The sequence below is a fragment of the Flavobacterium laiguense genome (assembly GCF_003097655.1).
GTDB lineage: Bacteria > Bacteroidota > Bacteroidia > Flavobacteriales > Flavobacteriaceae > Flavobacterium > Flavobacterium laiguense.
Map to the genome: position 1 here is coordinate 1 of NZ_QCZH01000029.1, position 20,112 is coordinate 20,112.

The 20,112-nt window shown below is 33.6% G+C and carries 16 protein-coding genes; 5 read left to right on the forward strand and 11 right to left on the reverse strand.

Annotated features, from left to right (window positions below; genetic code table 11):
• Positions 1-987 precede the first annotated feature (987 nt).
• From thrS to rplT, 4 genes are all read left to right on the forward strand, one after another.
• Entirely contained in the window at positions 988-2,934 is a 1,947-nt protein-coding gene (gene thrS, locus DB891_RS16215; protein WP_116764630.1) for a threonine--tRNA ligase, read from the forward strand.
• 22 nt (positions 2,935-2,956) lie between these two features.
• Positions 2,957-3,508, forward strand: coding sequence for a translation initiation factor IF-3 (gene infC, locus DB891_RS16220; RefSeq protein WP_081491471.1), 552 nt, complete (start codon positions 2,957-2,959; stop codon positions 3,506-3,508).
• Positions 3,509-3,636: 128 nt separating this feature from the next.
• Positions 3,637-3,834 carry a 50S ribosomal protein L35 gene (gene rpmI / locus DB891_RS16225; protein ID WP_022827375.1) on the forward strand — a complete coding sequence of 66 codons (198 nt, stop codon included), beginning with the start codon at positions 3,637-3,639 and terminating at the stop codon, positions 3,832-3,834.
• 100 nt (positions 3,835-3,934) lie between these two features.
• Positions 3,935-4,279 (forward strand): 50S ribosomal protein L20, encoded by a 345-nt coding sequence (gene rplT / locus DB891_RS16230; RefSeq protein ID WP_035633036.1) that lies wholly within the window; start codon positions 3,935-3,937, stop codon positions 4,277-4,279.
• An 87-nt stretch (positions 4,280-4,366) separates the two neighbouring features.
• Here rplT and DB891_RS16235 read toward each other — a convergent pair whose 3' ends face one another.
• The 7 genes from DB891_RS16235 to DB891_RS16265 form a co-directional block, all read right to left on the reverse strand.
• Entirely contained in the window at positions 4,367-5,560 is a 1,194-nt protein-coding gene (locus DB891_RS16235; RefSeq protein WP_116764631.1) for a porin, read from the reverse strand.
• A gap of 18 nt (positions 5,561-5,578) precedes the next feature.
• Positions 5,579-6,919, reverse strand: a complete 1,341-nt coding sequence (locus DB891_RS16240; RefSeq protein WP_116764632.1) for an anaerobic C4-dicarboxylate transporter family protein — start codon at positions 6,917-6,919, stop codon at positions 5,579-5,581.
• 86 nt (positions 6,920-7,005) lie between these two features.
• On the reverse strand, positions 7,006-8,064 hold the full coding sequence (locus tag DB891_RS16245) for a type II asparaginase (RefSeq protein WP_116764633.1): 1,059 nt from the start codon (positions 8,062-8,064) through the stop codon (positions 7,006-7,008).
• A gap of 57 nt (positions 8,065-8,121) precedes the next feature.
• A complete protein-coding gene (gene aspA, locus DB891_RS16250; protein WP_116764634.1) occupies positions 8,122-9,531 on the reverse strand; it encodes an aspartate ammonia-lyase in 1,410 nt (469 codons plus the stop codon).
• A gap of 145 nt (positions 9,532-9,676) precedes the next feature.
• Positions 9,677-11,356 (reverse strand): aspartate-alanine antiporter, encoded by a 1,680-nt coding sequence (gene aspT / locus DB891_RS16255; protein WP_116764635.1) that lies wholly within the window; start codon positions 11,354-11,356, stop codon positions 9,677-9,679.
• 188 nt (positions 11,357-11,544) lie between these two features.
• The gene (locus DB891_RS16260) at positions 11,545-13,161 is read right to left on the reverse strand and encodes an NAD-dependent malic enzyme (RefSeq protein ID WP_116764636.1); all 1,617 of its coding nucleotides are present in this window, start codon (positions 13,159-13,161) and stop codon (positions 11,545-11,547) included.
• Between the two features lie 292 nt (positions 13,162-13,453).
• Positions 13,454-14,224 (reverse strand): DUF2490 domain-containing protein, encoded by a 771-nt coding sequence (locus tag DB891_RS16265; protein WP_189337161.1) that lies wholly within the window; start codon positions 14,222-14,224, stop codon positions 13,454-13,456.
• A gap of 279 nt (positions 14,225-14,503) precedes the next feature.
• Between DB891_RS16265 and DB891_RS16270 the strand changes: the two genes are divergently transcribed.
• Entirely contained in the window at positions 14,504-15,307 is an 804-nt protein-coding gene (locus tag DB891_RS16270; protein ID WP_116764638.1) for an endonuclease/exonuclease/phosphatase family protein, read from the forward strand.
• 36 nt (positions 15,308-15,343) lie between these two features.
• On the opposite strand, the gene DB891_RS16275 is transcribed toward DB891_RS16270, so the two are convergent.
• The 4 genes from DB891_RS16275 to DB891_RS16290 form a co-directional block, all read right to left on the reverse strand.
• Positions 15,344-16,255, reverse strand: coding sequence for a glutaminase (locus DB891_RS16275; protein ID WP_116764660.1), 912 nt, complete (start codon positions 16,253-16,255; stop codon positions 15,344-15,346).
• 31 nt (positions 16,256-16,286) lie between these two features.
• Complete coding sequence (locus tag DB891_RS16280) at positions 16,287-17,549, reverse strand: asparagine synthetase B (protein ID WP_116764639.1); 1,263 nt, start codon at positions 17,547-17,549, stop codon at positions 16,287-16,289.
• Between the two features lie 89 nt (positions 17,550-17,638).
• On the reverse strand, positions 17,639-18,304 hold the full coding sequence (locus tag DB891_RS16285; protein ID WP_116764640.1) for a response regulator transcription factor: 666 nt from the start codon (positions 18,302-18,304) through the stop codon (positions 17,639-17,641).
• A 139-nt stretch (positions 18,305-18,443) separates the two neighbouring features.
• Positions 18,444-19,115 carry a sensor histidine kinase gene (locus DB891_RS16290; RefSeq protein WP_116764641.1) on the reverse strand — a complete coding sequence of 224 codons (672 nt, stop codon included), beginning with the start codon at positions 19,113-19,115 and terminating at the stop codon, positions 18,444-18,446.
• Positions 19,116-20,112 lie beyond the last annotated feature (997 nt).

Sequence of the window (20,112 nt, forward strand, 5' to 3'; positions counted from 1 at the left end):
GAAGCGGGTGCAAAACTACAACTTCTATTTGTAACTGGCAAGAACTTTTTGAAGTTTTTTTTTGAAAATTTAATTTCAATTTCTTCAGGTTTTCTTAGCAGTCTTTCAAGGAACGTTGCGTGTTTAGCGGGATGCAAAAGTAACTTTCGTTTTCGAATCTCACAAGCTTTTTGGAATCTTTTTTAAAAATAAATTTTCAACTTTAATTCGTCTGGCTTGCCAATCTGTTAATGAACGTCTGCGTTGTTGCGGGTGCAAAAGTAGCACGTTTATCCGCGTAAACAATACCTTTTTACAACCTTTTTTTAACCCTTTCAAAAAGTATTTTTTAAGCTGCTGGTTTGTTGGCGGTTAGAAACGGGACTTTTTCAGGAGCTTCGGTCTTTTCGTAGCCTTTTTCGATGATTTTACCCAGTTTGCACGGTTTTTTGGATTAGATTGGGTTTATCAGCGCATGGATGGGACGCGGATTACACGGATTCGCTAAAGCGAAAACACGGATGGACGCGGATTTTTAGCCGAAATGACTTCTCCTAATATATAAAGGCGCATCTATTTTATCTGATTTCTTATAGAATTCGCGCTTACCTCCTCTTTAGGAGCTTGGTTTACCTCAACGTGATTCTTTAGCTCCCTTAACAAGACATGGATCAATCCGGTTCACTAAAGTAAAAACACGAATCAATGCGAGACTTCCTTTGAAATTGACCCTCCTATATATAAGGTATAATTTTCTACAATCAACTTTCTTATAAAAACCCATGCCCTAGCCCTGATAGCAGCGAAAATCCTTATGCGCCGGGGTTCGGCGCATAAGATTGAAGCGGATAGCAGGATTAAGCTCCTAATCTTCTAGACTCTTCTTCTATACCAGTACTTATTAATCATCTAAACTAGATTTTACACCTATATATAGAACAAACCTTATATATCTATTGTATGTGTTTTGCTAATACTTTATATTTGCATTCTTAAATATATAAAACAATGATTAAGATTACTTTGCCCGACGGGTCAGTTAAAGAGTTTGCTCCCGGAGTAACTCCGATGGATGTTGCAAAAAGCATCAGTGAAGGATTTGCCAGAAATGTGATTTCAGCTTCTTTTGACGGTACAACTATTGAAACATCAACCCCACTGACGACCGACGGCGGTCTTGTATTATATACTTGGAATGATGCTGATGGTAAGAAAGCTTTTTGGCATTCTACCTCACATGTTATGGCGCAAGTTCTTGAAGAGATGTATCCTGGAATACAACTAACTCTTGGACCTGCGATTTCAAACGGCTTCTATTATGATGTAGATTTTGGCGATCAAAAGATTTCTGATGCTGATTTCAAAAAAATTGAAGACCGAGTTCTTGAAATTTCAAGAGGAAAACACGAATTTAGATTACGTCCAGTTTCTAAAGCTGAAGCACTGGAAATATACAAAGACAATGTTTACAAAACAGAACTGATTACCAATCTTGAAGACGGAACTATCACTTTTTGCGATCATTCTACTTTTACCGATTTATGTCGCGGAGGTCACATTCCGAATACAGGAATCATCAAGGCAATGAAAGTAATGAGCGTTGCCGGTGCTTACTGGAGAGGTGATGAGAAGAACAAGCAATTGACTCGCGTTTACGGAACATCTTTCCCAAAACAAAAAGACTTAACGGAATACCTAGAGTTACTGGAAGAAGCGAAACGCCGTGACCACAGAAAACTAGGGAAAGAACTAGAATTGTTTGCTTTTTCACAAAAAGTAGGTGCTGGTTTACCATTATGGTTACCAAAAGGAGCTGCTTTGAGAGATCGATTGGAACAATTTTTGAAAAAAGCACAGAAAAAAGCAGGTTACGAGCAAGTTGTGACTCCACATATTGGACAAAAAGAGTTATATGTAACTTCTGGGCATTATGCCAAATACGGAGCAGACAGTTTTCAACCGATCAATACTCCCGCAGAAGGAGAAGAGTTTTTATTGAAACCAATGAACTGCCCCCATCACTGTGAAATCTACAATGTAAGACCTTGGTCGTACAAAGACCTACCAAAGCGTTATGCTGAATTTGGAACTGTTTACAGATACGAGCAAAGTGGTGAATTACACGGTTTAACTCGTGTACGTGGTTTTACTCAGGATGACGCCCATATTTTTTGTACCCCAGAGCAATTGGACGAGGAGTTTAAAAAAGTAATTGACTTGGTACTTTATGTATTTGGCTCATTAGGTTTTGAAAACTTTACGGCTCAAATTTCGTTAAGAGACAAAGAGAATAGAGATAAATACATAGGATCTGACGAAAATTGGGAAAAAGCCGAAAATGCAATTATCAATGCCGCTGCCGACAAAGGACTAAATACCGTTGTTGAATACGGAGAAGCTGCTTTCTACGGTCCAAAACTGGATTTCATGGTAAAGGATGCTTTGGGTAGACAATGGCAATTAGGGACGATTCAGGTAGACTACAACTTGCCAGAGCGTTTTGAATTGACCTACAAAGGATCTGATAATGAATTACATAGACCTGTAATGATTCACAGAGCACCATTTGGATCTATGGAACGATTCATTGCTATTTTATTAGAACACACAGCAGGAAATTTCCCTCTTTGGTTGATGCCAGAACAGGCTATTATACTATCTTTGAGCGAGAAATATGAAATATATGCGAAAAAAGTTTTAAATCTGCTAGAAAATCACGAAATTCGCGCCCTAATTGACAACAGAAGCGAGACGATAGGGAAGAAAATTAGAGATGCAGAAATGCAAAAAATCCCGTTTATGCTGATCGTAGGAGAGGAAGAAGAGAAAAACGGTACCATTTCTATCCGTCGTCATGGACAAGAAGGAAAAGGGAATATCAGCGTTACAATAGAGGAATTTGCTTCGATTGTTGACGAAGAAATCAAAAAAACATTAAAAGTATTTACAGTTTAACTTAAATTATAAAGTCATAGCAATAAGAAGCAACAGAGGTTATCAACCTCGCGTAGAAAAAAAGGATGCACACAGAATAAATAATCTTATTCGTGGTGTACAAGAAGTAAGACTTGTGGGTGAAAACATTGAGCCTGGAGTTTTTAAACTTGCAGAAGCTTTAAGATTAGCTGACCAATTTGAATTGGATCTAGTTGAGATTTCACCAAACGCAGAGCCGCCAGTTTGTAAAATCATGGATTACAAGAAATTTGTTTACGAACAAAAGAAACGTGATAAAGTCCTGAAAGCAAAATCTACTCAGGTAGTGGTGAAAGAAATACGTTTTGGTCCTCAAACTGATGAGCATGATTACGAATTTAAGAGAAAGAATGCTGAAAAATTCTTGAAAGAAGGAGCTAAATTAAAAGCTTTTGTATTCTTTAAAGGGCGCTCGATTATCTACAAAGATCAAGGACAAATCTTATTATTAAGATTGGCCACTGATTTAGAAGAACATGGAAAAGTAGAAGCGATGCCAGTTCTTGAAGGAAAAAGAATGATTATGTTTATTGCTCCTAAGAAGAAGAAGTAATCAGATTACAGAGGGCAAATTGCAGATAAAAAAATAGAATTCGGTTTATAGTTTCAGTTTAAACCTGAAACTTTAAACTCGAAACAAAAGATTAAGTAAGTAAGAATAAATTAAAACACTAGGAAAAAATGCCTAAAATGAAAACCAAATCTAGCGCCAAGAAACGTTTTAAAGTTACTGGTTCTGGAAAGATTAAAAGAAAGCATGCTTTTAAAAGTCACATCTTGACTAAAAAATCTAAAAAACGTAAATTAGCTTTGACTCACTCAGCGCTAGTTCACAAAACAGATATGAAAAGCATCAAACAACAATTAAGAATTATCTAATAATTCTTTAGGTTAAAAACAATTTCAATAACCTTGGAGTATGGCTTTTAAGTTCCTTTGATTCAATTCAGGACGCCTGCTACAAAAAAACAATAAAATTATGCCAAGATCGGTAAATTCAGTTGCAAAAAGAGCAAGAAGAAAAAAAATAATGAAGCAAGCCAAAGGTTTCTTTGGTAGACGTAAAAACGTTTGGACAGTTGCTAAGAATGCGGTAGAGAAAGCAATGTGCTACGCTTACCGTGACAGAAAAGTGAATAAAAGAAATTTCCGTGCATTATGGATTCAACGTATCAACGCTGGAGCTAGATTGGAAGGAATGTCTTATTCTCAATTCATGGGTAAAGTAAAAGCTAACGGAATCGAATTGAACCGTAAAGTTCTTGCAGATTTAGCAATGAATCACCCAGAAGCTTTCAAAGCAGTACTTAATAAAGTAAAATAAACGTTTTATAAACTCAATTTATAATTACTTACTTATAAAAAAACCCAATCTTTCGATTGGGTTTTTTGTTTTATTACATTACTCAAATTACAAAACCAATAATGGTGCAATGAATCCAAAGCCTAAAAGACCAGTGGTGTAATCTTTAGCCCCAAAAGCTGTTTCAGCATAACCGGTATAATCATACTTCCTAGCCGTATAAGCCACATAAAACTTGATGTTCATATCTTTGAAAGGCATGTACTGAACTGTTGGAATAAGGCCATAGCTAGTCGATAATTTTGAACTGCCATTTGGATCTGGATTATCTTTCCAAGAATGATTACTATTCATTACTGTTAAAAGTAAATTAATCTTAGGGCTTGCCAAATACTCCGCTCTTACCCAGTTTTCTATATAAAGAGCGTCTTGTGCTGCATAAGGATAATTATTGCTAATTATACTAGAAACAATTCCTAAACGATCCAAGCCTTCATCACTGTATTGAAAATCATAATACAACACAAAATTTTTGGTTTTGAACTTATTCCCCAATGCAAAATAGTTCATGTGAGCCCCTTTGGCTTCATTGAAAAAACTGTAGCTATACGTGGTTTCAAATTTACCATCAAAAAAACTACCTCTCCAATTACTTACAAATGCTAAAGGGTATTCGGAGGGATTAATGTTTGGAGGTGCAGAGGCTCCATATTGCGTTTCATACGTCTTTGTTCTAGAATTTAATACTTGAAAAGAAAGCGAATGCTTACCATCTCCTATATCATGAGATATTCCAGCACCTACTAAAAAGTTATCTGCATACTCTATCACGTCATTATAGGTTAAGATATCTATTGGGTTAAAATCGAATTCATATCCACCCCAATCGGCACATAATTTTCCAAAAGAGAATTTAGTTTTTGGCGATAAATCTATCCTAATAAAAGCAAGATCGACTGATCTACTAATGTTATCCAAATCTCCAGGAACAGGCTCTCTAGTGTATCTATTACGGAATCTAAAATACACTTTATCATGTATTTTTCCTTTCATTTCAAATCGCAGTTGATTTATATTAAAGTCAGAAAATGTATGATTCCCATCTATAAAATTACTATTATAAGCCATACGGGAGTTAAAGATCACATCAACATCTCTTAATAGGGATTGCTTATTTACCGGGATCAAAGATTTTAATGAATCCGGAAAAACAAAAACACCTTCATTGGTTTGTTTTTCAACTTGACTAAAAGCTAGAATTGGCAAAAAACTAATCATTAAATACATAAAATATTTTTTCATAATTATTACATTTTAAATTTACAATAAAAGTGATCCTAACAAGAAACCAACTGCAATTGCTACCCCAATGGCAACAACTCCTGGTACATTAAAACTATGATTGACCACATATTTCCCGATTTTTGTACTACCTGTTCTATCAAAGTTAATTGCAGCTAATAAAGTTGGATATCCAGGCAGAACAAAATCACTGTTAACAGCTGGGAAAATGGCAATTAAAGCGGAAGGCGGAAGCCCTAATGCAATACCTAGTGGCATCATCGTTTTGGTTGTCGCTGCTTGACTAAACATCAAGACCCCCATTATAAAGACGGCAATTGCAAAAGTCCAAGGATAGTCGGTAACGATACCTCCCAATGCTCCTTGTATTATATCATTATTGGAATACATGAACGTTGAACTCATCCAAACCACCCCAAAAACAGACACTACCGCTGAAGCCATTGAAGTAAACAAAGTGGCTTTTGTAACTTCTGCAGCACTTGTTTTTGTAATTAACATCATGGCCGCAGAAGCTGTAAGTGTGATAACGCTAATTATAGTTACCATTGATAAAGATCCATCGGCGGCTACTGCTAACGTTTTTGCACCAGGTTCAAAACTGGGAACTAAATTGGGGAATGCGCCAGCAATTACAATCAATAAGATGGCAACTGTAAATATTAATACCGCTGTTTTAGCACCCGGCTTTAAAGGTTTTTCTTCACCTTCAACATCCGTTCCCATGCTTTTTGCATATTCCGGATCTTTCATTTTTTCAATAAAAATAGGGTCTTTTTCTAATTCTGCTCCTTTTTTAAAAACAGAAAGACAACCTATTAGTACACCAATAATACAAGCGGGGATACAAATCATCATAATATCTACCAATGCACCGGGATAACCCAATATTACGACCATAGCTGCTGTTGCAGCGCTCATAGGACTCCCTGTCAAGGCTAAATGCGAAGCTATAACGGAAATACTTAATGGACGTTCTGGTCGGATTCTTTTCTTTGCAGATACTTCTGAAATGATTGGCAATAAGGAATAGACAATATGAGCAGTTCCTGCAAACAGACATAAAAAGTATACTGTAAAAGGAGCTATAAATGTAATATTTGAAGGATTGCTTCGAATGATTTTTTCGGCTAAGCTAACGAGATAGTCTAATCCGCCAGATGCCTGTAAGGTTGCAGCGGTTGTTACAATAGCCATAATAATCAACATTACATCAAGAGGTGGATCTGTGGGTTTCATTTTGAATACAAAAAGAAAAATAAACAAACCAACCATTCCCATAACTCCTAGTCCAATTCCTTTCATTTGTGATCCAATGAGAATCATTGCAATAAGAACAGTAAATTCAAACCAAATCATATAAAGATTTTTTAAAGGTTACCACTATTTAGTGTAAAAACTAAAAAGGGAGTCATTTACAAATAAAAGATTCCCTTTTTTAATAATTAATATTCAAAGAAATTTTGTTGAATTTTAGCCCTATCTGATGTTTCCGTTAAAGACAACATCAATAATACTCTAGACTTTTGCGGATTTAAGTCATCCGATACAACAAAACCAAGTTCCGCATCTTTTACTTCATTGTCTAAAGTAATTCTTCCTGAGCCCGCTCTTCCAGAACGACATACCAAAATTCCTTTTTTAGAAGCTTCTGCTAATGCTTTTCCAACTGGCTCTCCAAAATTACCATTTCCCATTCCTGCATAAACTATCCCTTTTACCCCAGAATTTGCAATACCTGTAACAGATACTGGACTAGCATCCGCATATCCATAAACAATTTCAACTTGAGGCAAAGAGTTCAATTTAGTAACATCAAACTTTTTAGAAGGATTTCTTAATGATTGATAGTAGTAATTTACTTTACCATCATATATCAAACCTATAGGTCCAAAATTACGAGATTGAAAAGTTTCTAAATTTGTGGTACTGGTTTTAGTCACATCTCTAGCATCATAAATCTTTTCATCCATAGCAACAATTATCCCTTTTCCTTGACTTTTAGGACTCGCAGCCACCATTACGGCATCTAATAAATTTCTATTTCCATCCTGACTCATCGCAGTAGATGGTCTCATTGCGCCTACTAAAACTACTGGTTTATCAGACAATATAGTTAAATCCAAGAAATAAGCAGTTTCTTCCTGAGTATCGGTACCGTGAGTAACCACAATTGCATCCGCTAAATTTTCTTTGAATATTTGATTGATTCTATTGGATAACTTCAACCATGTAACAACATTCATGTCTTGGCTACCAATTTGGGCAATTTGTTCTCCAGTTACTTTTCCATAATCATGAATTTGAGGTACTGCATTTAACAAATCATCAATAGGTACTTTTCCAGCTGTATATGCCGCTTTTGTTGCTGATGCGCCTGACCCAGCTATAGTTCCACCGGTTGCCAAAATAATTATTCTTGGCGATGTTTTTGCCGGTTGATTTTGTGCCTGTATTTGCAATACAAAAACAGACATCATTACTAGTATAACAATTCTTTTCATCTTTTTTTTTGTTTGGTTAATACGTTTATAGGACTCGTTTAAATCCTAAACAAATATTTAAGAGGTAATAAATTTAGGATTGATTAAATTTTCAATCGAATAAATTTCCTCCCATTTATCCTGAGAAATTAATTTGCGTTCTACAACTGCAATTTGATGTACGCTTTTACCCGTTTTTAATGCCTCCCCTGCTATACTAGCACTTTCTTCATAACCTAAAATTGGGTTCAATTGAGTTACAATACCAATGCTGTTCATTACCATATTATAACAGTGTTGCTCATTTGCAGTAATACCATTGATACACTTTTCAATTAATGTTTCTATTGCATTCGACAAATAATCCAAGGAAGTAAACATTGCAAAAGCAATTACGGGTTCCATTACATTCAATTGTAACTGACCGGCTTCTGCCGCCATAGTTACTGTTAAATCTTGACCTATTACATAAAAACAAGTTTGATTTACAACTTCTGGAATTACAGGGTTTACTTTTCCAGGCATGATAGATGAACCAGGTTGACGTGCCGGTAAATTAATCTCATTAAAACCTGTTCTTGGTCCTGAACTCAGTAATCTTAAATCATTACAAATTTTAGAGACTTTAACTGCAGTTCGTTTTAGTGTACCCATTATCTGAACATAAGCTCCTGTATCTACCGTTGCTTCAATTAAATCTGGTGATAATGTTAAAGGAATACCAACCTCTTGGGCTAAATATTTTACACAAATTTCTGGATATCCTTCTGGAGCATTTACTTTAGTACCAATTGCAGTGGCTCCCATATTTATTTCTAAAACTAAACTTTGGGCATCTTTTATTCTTTTAACGTCTTCGCCAATTGTGGTAGCATAGGCATGAAATTCTTGCCCTAAAGTCATAGGAACTGCATCTTGCAATTGCGTACGCCCCATTTTTAAAACCCTATTAAATTCTATTCCTTTCGCAGTAAAAGCAATTTCAAGATTTTCTAACGTTTTAATAAAATGATCCATCTTTAAATAAAGTGCTATTCTAAAAGCAGATGGATAAGCATCATTGGTAGATTGAGAACAGTTAACATGATTGTTAGGATGCAGGAAGTTATACTCCCCTTTTTTATGTCCTAAATATTCTAAACCAATATTTGCAATTACTTCATTGGCATTCATATTAACAGATGTTCCAGCCCCACCTTGTATCAAATCGCTAACAAATTCTTTATCAAATTTACCTGCAATAAGCTGATCACTTCCATAACAAATCGCTTCAGCTATTTTTGCATCCAGAGCACCGCAGTCTTTGTTTGCCATGGCTGCTGCTTTTTTTACATACCCCAAAGCCTTTATAAACAAAGGCTCTTTTGAAATAGGAATTCCTGTAATATTGAAATTCTCTACAGCTCTAAAGGTTTGTATTCCATAATACAAATGATCTGGGATATTTAATTCCCCTAAAAAATCGTGTTCTTTTCTTGTATTTCCCATTATTTAATATTTTAATTTTTGTTTATATTAAACTATTTTCGGAACCCTTTTTCAACAAAATTTAATATAAATTAACAAATAAAAAATGACAAATATCATGCTGTTTTACTTGTTTTTAAATTATATTTTTTTATTTAATATCTCATTAAGTCATCATTGAAACCAAAATTGGTCCCCAAGAAGTTAGCAGAATATTACCTAACGCATAGGGAATAGTATATCCCAATACGGGAAACTTACTCGCCGAAACGTCTTGAATGGCTTTTAGTCCAATTGTAGATGTACCTGCTCCTGTTTGTGCTCCAAGTAAAATAATAGGGTTCATCTTAAGAATATATTTTCCAAAATAAAGACCAATAATATGGGGAACTATAGCAACTATTAATCCTGCTAATATTATACTAAAACCAATTTCTTGAAGTCCCGAAACAAAACTTGGTCCTGCTGCTAAACCAACTAGACCTATAAATGTAGCCAAACCCACATTATCAAAAATCCACAAAGCTGCTTCTGGAATTCTACCAAACATTGGAGTTCTCGAATGCAACCAACCAAAAACAAGCCCCATAACTAAAGCACCTCCACTTGTAGATAAAGTAATAGAAATACCAAAAACGGTAACCGACAATAATCCAATTAGCCCCCCTAAAACAATACCAATACCCACAAAAATAATATCGGTTTCTATACTAAGTCTATCTAAAAATCCTATTTCTTTAGCTGCATTTTCTATATGCATCATTTTACCACTAACTTTTAATACATCTCCCCTATTTAAAACAGTTTTTCTATTAAAAGGAATTTCTTGACATTCTCTTGTTACTTTATCCAACATTAGACCGTTACCATATTGTAAACCCAAATCTCCAATTGTTTTTCCAGCAATATTTTTATTTGTTACAGTAATATCCATATGAGCTAATGGGAAGTTTAATAATTCTTCGTCCAAAACTTCTGGTCCAATCGAAGATAAGCTATCTAGAATAATACCGTGTTGCGCCATAATTACCATAATATCATCGTTGCATATTATTGTATCCGGAGTTGGTTCAAATAATTCTCCATTGTGTCGCATCCTTTGAATAACCAATCTTAGGTTTTCATTAATTTTTTCAAATTCAGCTATGGTGAGCCCTATCCATTTATCATTTGTAATTTGATAGGCTCTGATAATCCATCTTTGATAAGCCGATTGTATTCCAGGTTCATGTTCTGTTTCACCTGTTAATGACTGACTGAGTTTTGCACTTTCTTCCAATAAATCTATTCCTAATAATTTTGGAGCTATTGTAGTTATAAAAAACACAAACGAAATCGCTCCTATAAGATAAGTAACTGCATAAGAGACGGGCATATTATTGATAAGTCGTGCTTTTTCAATTCCATCAATTGGAAGTTTGTTAATAGCTTCGGCAGCTGTACCGATAAGTGTAGATTCTGAAAAGGCTCCTGCTAAAAGACCTGCAGTAGTTCCTAAATCATAATTTAACACTTTTGAAATTCCAAATGAAATAAACAAACAAGAAACACAAATAACTAAAGTGAGCATTAATTGAGGAAATGCATTTTTTTTCAAACCTTGAAAAAATTGAGGTCCAACTTTATAACCAGTAGCAAAAAGAAATAAATCAAAGAAAATGACTTTTACAATTGAAGGTATTTCTATATTCAATTGCCCTATTAACACTCCAGCCAACAAAGTTCCAAGAACAACACCAATTTTAAAAGTTCCAATCTTAATATGTCCAAATGCAAATCCCAATGCTAAAGTCAAAAAAACAGCCAACTCAGGATGTTCCCTTAAAATGTTTGTAATAATTTCCATTTTAAATTTGAATTAAATGAATCAATGAATGAAATTCTATTTAAAAAAAAGTAGGTAAATATAACAGTCTAATATATTGGGATTTAACCTTGCATAAATTTAAAACAAAAAATTAAATATTAAGAAAAAAAATAAGTTTATTATTATAATTTAAATCAAAACTGAATAGACTTCTATATTAATGTTAATTAATTATAACTTGGAATATACATTTTGCTTTTAATAAAATCTTTGATATTGACTGGTCTTTCTACATTGGCTAGCCCACTTTCAAAAACATGCTCAGCCACTTTTTCAGCAACATTAATAGACACTTTTAAAATGTCATTTACATTTGGGCATATCAATCCTTTTTCAAAATCGGCGGCAGTGACTTGCTCGGCAACCGCCTCAGCAGCAATTAACAACATTTCATCAGTCACACTTGTTGCTTCTGTTGCAAAAATAGCCATTCCTAAAGCTGGAAAAATAAAAACATTATTGCCTTGTCCTGGAGTGAATAACCTTCCTTCAAACTCTACAGGAGCAAAAGGACTTCCGCTAGCAAAAATAGCTTTACCATTGCTCCAAACATAAGCTTGTTCTGCAGTACATTCTGAGTGAGAAGTAGGGTTTGAATATGGAAAAATTATTGGTCGTTCATTTACAGCACTCATGTTTTCGATTACTTGCTGATTAAAAGCTCCACCAACCGTACTTACTCCAACTATTGCAGTAGGCTTAATTTTCAAGATAGATTCTGCAAAATTGTTTGAAGGTTCGCTTTCGTGTGCAAAAGGCAACTGATGTTCCGCTAGATCAGAACGGCTTTTAACCAGCAAACCATTTACATCAAACATCCAGATTTGATTGTATGCTTCTTCCCTACTTAATCCATCTCTTTGAAATTTTTTAACCAACATATCAGCAATACCAAAAGCAGCAGCTCCAGCTCCCATAAATAAAAATCGTTGCTCTTTGAACGATTTTTTCATTAAACGACTAATTGATATAAAACCAGCAGTAGCAATAGCAGCGGTTCCTTGTATATCATCATTAAAAGTACAGATTTTTTCTCTATACGTTTCCAAAATCCGAATGGCATCAACCCCTGGAAAATCTTCCCATTGTATGCAAATTTTAGGAAAAACTTCATACATGGCGGCAACAAAAGCGGCAACAAAATCATCAAATTCTTTTCCTCGAATTCGTTTTATTTTTAAACCGGGATAAAGTGGGTCATTTAAGAACTCTTCATTATTGGTACCTACATCTAAAATTATTGGTAAAGTATGTTCAGGAGGAACTCCACCGCAACTGGTATATAAAATTAATTTCCCAATGGGGATACCTAAACCAAAAATACCTAAATCACCCAATCCTAAAATACGTCCACCATCAGTCACAACAGTAAATCGCACATCTTTTTCGGGCCAATTTCTCAGGATTTCTTTTATTTGATCTTTTTGGTCTATAGAAATATGCAGCCCTCTAGGTCTGCGTGAGACTAGTCCAAATTTTTGGCAGGCTTCACCAACTGTTGGCGTATAGACCAAGGGCAAAAATTTTGAAGGATCACTTGTAATTGTTTTAAAAAATAGAGTTTCATTGTTTTCCAACAATTGCATAAGATAAATGTACTGATCTATTGGTTTTGAAAAATTTTCGAGCTGTTCAGTAATCCTACTAATCTGCGTTTCAATAGTTTCAACCGCATTGGGTAACATTCCTAATAATCCATACTTTTCTCTTTCTTCATATGTAAAAGCAGTTCCTTTATTGAGACGTGGATTACGTAAAATCGAATAACCAGTATTATCCTCCATTTTGAATATGTTTTTTTAATTAGTACCTATTTATGATTTGGCTAAAACTTTTATTCCATCCCTATAATTACCACTCTTAATGCTAAAAAACTATTCTAAAGAAAAACTAAATTCCAAAAAATAAAATTTTCATTCCTCTTTATTTTTAAGATATAAATTCACTAAAGCACTCAAAGCTATACAATTAAAACTTAATTACAAATTAATCTTCTTACAATTTAGCTACAGCAAAATATATTCGTACAAATTGTCTCTTTTTAATGGAACACATAAAATTACTCAAAAATAAAAATTATTCATCTCCTGAATGATGATCTGGAACTTTAGGTGCATTATGTTTCATAACTGAATTCAGATAAAAAAACAATCGTATGGTATGATTCATATCGTATTGATAGCCTGAATATTTTTGTTGATAGACATTCATATACCCCAAATCAAAACTCAATTTCGGATTGATATTTTGCCTAATTCCAACAAATAATCGGTTTTGATCAAATGTGTTATAGACTACTTCTTTTCCAAAATGGATTAAAATTTCGTCTGACACAACCAGTAAAGGCCAGTTCTTTTTATTGAATATCGGTATATTAAAACTTGCTAAATATCGCACTCTATCTGTAAATCGCAATTCTCCTGTAGGTTCATCATTAGCCATTTTTTCTTGCCAACGTTGCTCATTTCTAATCCTTTGGAGTACACTTACTTTTCCAACCTTTGTATTTAATTGTGCTTGTTGGTATATTCTATTTTCATCCGCATACGTAGACCATCCTTCTTTCGTAGGAGCCAACCACATGTGAGCATATCCTCCGGTTAAAGAAACACTTGAATTGGGTATATAAGTAACACCCCCTCTTAAAAAATAAAAATTATTACTTTCAAAGAATCCATTTTCTCTGACATGAACATCAGCGACTATTCCCCAATGGTCACTAAACTTTGTTACCGTGTTCAAAGAAACCCAAGTTTGAACTTGTTGATTTACTTCTTTTGTTTGGGCAGTTTGTCCCAATACTAAAAAGGGAAATACTAAAACTAGAATTTTAGATATATTTTTCAAAATAATAACAAGATAAGATCAGTAAAAAAAAATACGTATTAAAATTAATTAAAATAACATTTAGAAACTTCATTATGTAAAAATACTTTAGATTTTAGTTTGTAGACCTGATATTTATCATACTAAAAGGAAGTTAAATCATTTTTTTATGAGGTAAAAAAAAAAAACGATTAGGAGCTGTCTTCATTGATTATTCTTATTTGTTTTTAAATCATATCTTTTAAACAAACGATGTCTCCTAAATGGAATACATTTGCAAACTAAACCCAATAATACTCTATGAAAACCCATTTTATATCCTTATTTCTTTTATTTTTAGTCACAATACAATCCCAAACCAAACTTCTTTCCTGGAATCTAGAAAACTTTGGTAAATCAAAATCAGATCAAGAGATTGCTTTTATAGCCAATACGATAAAAGGCTATGATATTGTAACAATCCAAGAAGTGGTAGCGGGAAATGGCGGTGCTCAAGCGGTAGCAAGACTCGCCGATGAATTGAATCGGAAAGGTGCGAAATGGGATTATCGAATAAGTGACCCCACAACTAGCAGCGCTTATAAAACGGAACGTTATGCCTTTCTTTGGAAAACCAATACTGTAAAACTAAAAGGCAAACCGTGGCTAGAACAAAAATACCAGCTCGAAATAGACCGAGAACCTTATTTTGCCACTTTTGAAATAAAAGGAAAAGCCATAACCCTTGTTACTTTTCACGCCATAACCAAAAGCAAACAACCCGAAACAGAGATTAAATATTTTAAATTATTACCCCAAGAATATCCCAATCTGAATTTGATTTTTGTTGGCGATTTCAACTGCCCGCAATCCCACACGGTTTTTAATCCTTTAAAAAAAATGGGTTATGCTCCTATTTTAGAAAATCAAAAAACATCTCTAAAATTGAAACACAAAGGAGAGAATTACTTGGCTTCTGAATTTGACAACATGTTTTATAAAATCAGTACAATAAAGCACATTAAATCAGATGCGATTTTATTTTATCAAAAATTCATTTCCTTAAAAGAAGCTCGAAAAGTATCTGATCATATCCCGATTTGGTTTGAATTCTCTCTGAATTAATTGAACAATAGCATACGAAAAAAAACTCTTTCCGTTCTAGAAAATAGACATTCCTGTTTTGGTTGTCAATAATTCTAAGGTGTTCATACCTAATTCCGAATTTCCTTTTTCATTAAGTCGCGGACTCCATGTTGCAACCACAAATTTCTTAGGGTACAAAGCTGCGATTCCTCCGCCAATTCCGCTCTTTCCGGGTAAACCAACTTTATAAGTAAACTCCCCAGACTCATCATAAAACCCACAGGTTTGCATTAAAGCATTCAATCTTTTTACTTGGCTTTTGGTCAAAACTTGCTTTCCTGATTTGGTAATTCCCTCGTTAGCAAAAAAGAAAAATGAATGAGCTAGTTCTTTACATGTCATTTCTATGGAACATTGATGAAAATAAAAATCTAAAACCGTTTCCACATCATTTTCTATATTACCAAACGACTTCAAAAAATTAGCCAAAGCAGCATTTCTGAAACGAGTTTCTTTTTCGGATTGCGCCACTTTTAAATTAAAATCGATTGTTGGGCTTCCCGAAATCATTCTTATAAAATCTAAAAGATCCTCTTTTGGGTTTTTCAAGTGTGTAACCAACATATCCGCAATCACAAGGGCACCCGCATTAATAAAAGGATTACGTGGAATTCCTTTTTCGTACTCTAATTGCACTAATGAATTAAAAGCACTTCCTGAAGGTTCAACTCCCACTCTTTCCCAAATTTTTTCATCCAAAAATGAAAAAGCCAAAGCAACAGTCAAAGCCTTTGAAACACTTTGAATAGAAAATTTTTCGTTGCTATCACCAATTCCAAAATCTTCACCTCCAATAGTTATCAAATGAATACCAAATTTATCTGGGTCAACTTTGGTCAATTCCGGTATTGAAGTAGAAACATTCCCAATAGTTGGCAGTGTTTTTACTTCTTGAAATACTTCTTGCAAAATTGTATTGTAGTTAATCGTTTCCAAGCTAATGTGTATTTATAAAAAATTACGTCTTCTGTTTTTTCTTTCTCGCAGCCGGAAACAAAACATTATTCAATATTAATCGATAGCCTGGAGAATTGGGATGCAAATCTAAGACTGTAGCGGGATCCCCCACTTGATGCTGAAAATCTTCCGGATCATGGCCTCCATAAAAAGTAAACATTCCTTTTCCTTTTTCACCATGTATGTACCGTGCTTCGCCGTTAAGCTCGCAAGTTCCCATTACCAAAACATTCGACTTTACCAATTCCGAATCAAATGCCGTGGTTTGCCCCATAAAACCTTTGATCAATTGGGTATGATTTTGACACAGCATACTGGGAATAAAATCCCATTTGGCCGAAAATTCCATTAAAGTAAAGTAATCTTTCTCCATTGGAATTTTCCTTTTCAAAGTCATATCTATATCCGAAAACTCATATTGTTCCGGTCTTCGTTCTAAAGTAAAATCCTTAAAAGCAAAAGTACCTCCATAATTTAATTTCGATTGATAATTGGCTTCGCTTGGATCTCCATCAAACATCGGTTCGCAAATGTCAACCCCGTCTGCTGCCAAAGCAATATCAAAACTATCTGTTGCAGAACACATGGCGAATAAAAACCCTCCGCCTATTACAAAATCCCTTATTTTTTTGGCCACGGCTCCTTTTTCTTGAGACACTTTTTCGTAACCCAATTTTTTAGCCAGAGCCTCCGAATCTCTCTTTTGATCTATATACCAAGGCACATTTTTGTAGGCACCATAAAACTTACCATATTGTCCTGTATAATCTTCATGATGCAAATGCAACCAATCATAAAGCAATAATTGATCACTTAATACTTCTTCATCATATATAGGAGTAAACGGAATTTCGGCATACGTTAAAACTAAAGTAACAGCATCGTCCCACGGTTGTTTCCCTTTTGGAGTATATACGGCAACTTTTGGCGCTTTCTCAAGAATAACCGATTCCATATTTTGTGAAGGACTAGAAATTTCATTCTGTATAGCCGTTTCTTCTGCATCGGAAATCACTTCAAAACTTACCCCTCGTATTTGGCATTCTTTTCGAATTTCTTCTGCATCGGGCAATAAAAAAGAACCTCCGCGGTAATTCAGTAACCAACTGGCTTTATAGTTTTTGGCTAGACACCAATAGGTAATTCCATATGCTTTAAGATGATTTTGTTGCGTAGTTTCATCCATTGGCAATAAAATAAAAGATGCCTTGGATGAAATCGATATTAGAAAAATAAATATAAAAAGAAGTCTTTTGCGTATCATTTTAAAACCATTTTAAAGCAAAGATAATGGGAAGTAATCTTTTTTATCTTTTATAATCATGCAAAATAAAACTTTTTAATATACTACTCTTAAGCATCCAAAAAAAACATTGCATTTTGAATAGCATAAACAACCAATCCAGCAATATTTTTAGATTCTGTTTTAAATAATAAATTATTTCGGTGACCTTCTACTGTTCTGGGGCTTATAAATAATTCTTCACCAATTTCTATGGCACTTTTCTGTTTGCAAATGAGTTGCAATACTTCCAGCTCTCGAGAAGTAATAAAACTGGCATCAAAACCACACTTATATTTTTTATTTGCAATACTATCATTCTGAATAATATTCATAACATAATCTGAATAATAAAAACCTCTCCTAGCTACTTCATTTATGGTCTTCAACAATTCTTGAGGGGTAGCTTTTTTAACCAAATAAGAAACAGCTCCCACATCAATCATGTTAATAATAAATGATTTTGAATCATAGCTTGTCAAAGCAATAATTTTTATTTCTGAAAATTCTCTATTGATAATCTTGGTAGTTTCTATCCCATTTAGCAATGGCATTTTCAAATCCATGATTACAATATCGGGCTTGGGGTTATTCCCTCTTAGAAACTCAATCAATTCCATACCATCTGAAGCTTCAAAAACTACTTCTACGTTTTCTTCTTTATCCAACAAAAAAGAAATTCCTTTTCTAAATAAGACTTCATCATCAACCAAAATTACTTTTATAGTTTCATTCATATGTAGATAATATTTGTTTTTTATTTGAATATGGTATCGCCAGATCTTCATTGGTGTTTGCGACAACTGCTGTCATGGATATTTCATATGTAGATAATATTTGTTTTTAAGGAATCTGGAATCAAAACAATTTCACGTTTTAGAAATTAAAAATCACAGAAATTCCATCATTCAATTGCGACTCAATTGTGATATTTCCTTCTAGAATGGCAACTCTACTTACAATAATTTTCATCCCAAGACCATTATGTTCCTCTATTTGTTTCAATTCGAAACCAATTCCATTGTCTGAATAAATACAAGTTCTTTTTCCATTTATTTCTTCAAAAAGAATAGAAATAACTGTCGCTTTTCCATGTTCTATAGAATTAGTCAACAACTCCTGTAAAATTCTAAAAATATGGATATGAGATTCATTATCTTCAAAATCAAATTTTAGTTTACTTTCATATTGAATCACTACAGATTCGTTATTATCCAATTCAGCACACAACTCTTCTATCCCAGCATGAAGTCCAAATTTATCCAATACTGGGGGAAGTAAACTATACGCCATTTCTTTAGAACTATTTAATGCTTTTGAAGTATATTCTATAATGTTTTTCATGATTTCTTCGTTGTCCTCTGAGGACAAATTAGGAATCTTTAGAAGATGACAATTCAAGGAAATCACATTCAATTTTGAACTTATATCATCGTGTAATTCATGTGCAATTCGTTTCCGATCTGATTCTAAAGTACGTATCACAGATACTAATTGATTACTTTTTAGGAAAATATCTAAATTATTGAGCTCTAATTTCTTTTCCATAATTCTTATATTATCAAAGTGTGATTAACTATTCCTTATCTATTTTATAAAGTTATTTTAATCTCTTATAAAAAAGGCATGAAAACGATAAAGGCAATTGTCTTATAATTAAGACAAAAACAAGTATTTCGTCGGTTTTATATGAATTTTACAGACAAATATAATTAACAATTAATCATTTTCCTAATAAAATTAAAACTTTATTACATAAGACTAAGATAATTCTTTATTAAATTAAACAATCCCATTAACCACTATAATTTGAAATAATCAACGGAAAAGACTTTTAATCTATCCCTCAAATCCGAAATCCTTTAAAATTTTAAGTCTTGCGGATTTGAGGTTATCATTATTAAAACCACTTCCTAATGCCTCATTCGCTGGCTGGAGATTTCGCCATGTAGTTTCATCCATTGATAACAAAATGAATGATTTTTTTGCGGTAATTGATGTTAGAAAACGAACAAATACGATATTTTTTTAGACATAAGTATAAATTTATGTTCGCTATAAAAACAGGTAAAAACACGCATTTAAACGATGATCTGTGTAGCTAACTTTGAATTATAAATTTAAACATTCAATAATTATTCCAGATGCGAGAGAGAAAAAAAATCAGTATTTAAAAAAAAACACTTAAAATAATCGACTTATTTCTCTTAAAAATAACCCTCATTGTATATTATGTACTTTCTATTCCATTTATTCTAAATTAATTTTAAGCTCTTCTAAAAAGGAGTACTATACTTTCAAAATACATAAAATAAAAAAAAAGAAGCCTACTGATGAATAGCCTATAGCCCCAAAACTATATAATAGCTCATTCAAAAATAATTAAAAGTTCATGACGCCTTGAATCTTGAACTCCATAAAATCATTAGGAAATCTAACCCACATTAATGCTGACTTTTTTTTAAAAAAAATCTATAAAACAAAACGCCTATGATACTATTTTTAAGAAGAAGCTTTAGTCCTGTCTTTTTACAAAAAAGATAAA

Bases quoted from the DNA above. Each gene is read 5' to 3' on its own strand.
- thrS (WP_116764630.1), top strand. From the start codon at position 988: ATGATTAAGATTACTTTGCCCGACGGGTCAGTTAAAGAGTTTGCTCCC.
- rpmI (WP_022827375.1), top strand. From the start codon at position 3,637: ATGCCTAAAATGAAAACCAAATCTAGCGCCAAGAAACGTTTTAAAGTT.
- rplT (WP_035633036.1), top strand. From the start codon at position 3,935: ATGCCAAGATCGGTAAATTCAGTTGCAAAAAGAGCAAGAAGAAAAAAA.
- DB891_RS16235 (WP_116764631.1), bottom strand. From the start codon at position 5,560: ATGAAAAAATATTTTATGTATTTAATGATTAGTTTTTTGCCAATTCTA.
- DB891_RS16240 (WP_116764632.1), bottom strand. From the start codon at position 6,919: ATGATTTGGTTTGAATTTACTGTTCTTATTGCAATGATTCTCATTGGA.
- DB891_RS16245 (WP_116764633.1), bottom strand. From the start codon at position 8,064: ATGAAAAGAATTGTTATACTAGTAATGATGTCTGTTTTTGTATTGCAA.
- aspA (WP_116764634.1), bottom strand. From the start codon at position 9,531: ATGGGAAATACAAGAAAAGAACACGATTTTTTAGGGGAATTAAATATC.
- aspT (WP_116764635.1), bottom strand. From the start codon at position 11,356: ATGGAAATTATTACAAACATTTTAAGGGAACATCCTGAGTTGGCTGTT.
- DB891_RS16260 (WP_116764636.1), bottom strand. From the start codon at position 13,161: ATGGAGGATAATACTGGTTATTCGATTTTACGTAATCCACGTCTCAAT.
- DB891_RS16270 (WP_116764638.1), top strand. From the start codon at position 14,504: ATGAAAACCCATTTTATATCCTTATTTCTTTTATTTTTAGTCACAATA.
- DB891_RS16280 (WP_116764639.1), bottom strand. From the start codon at position 17,549: ATGATACGCAAAAGACTTCTTTTTATATTTATTTTTCTAATATCGATT.
- DB891_RS16285 (WP_116764640.1), bottom strand. From the start codon at position 18,304: ATGAATGAAACTATAAAAGTAATTTTGGTTGATGATGAAGTCTTATTT.
- DB891_RS16290 (WP_116764641.1), bottom strand. From the start codon at position 19,115: ATGGAAAAGAAATTAGAGCTCAATAATTTAGATATTTTCCTAAAAAGT.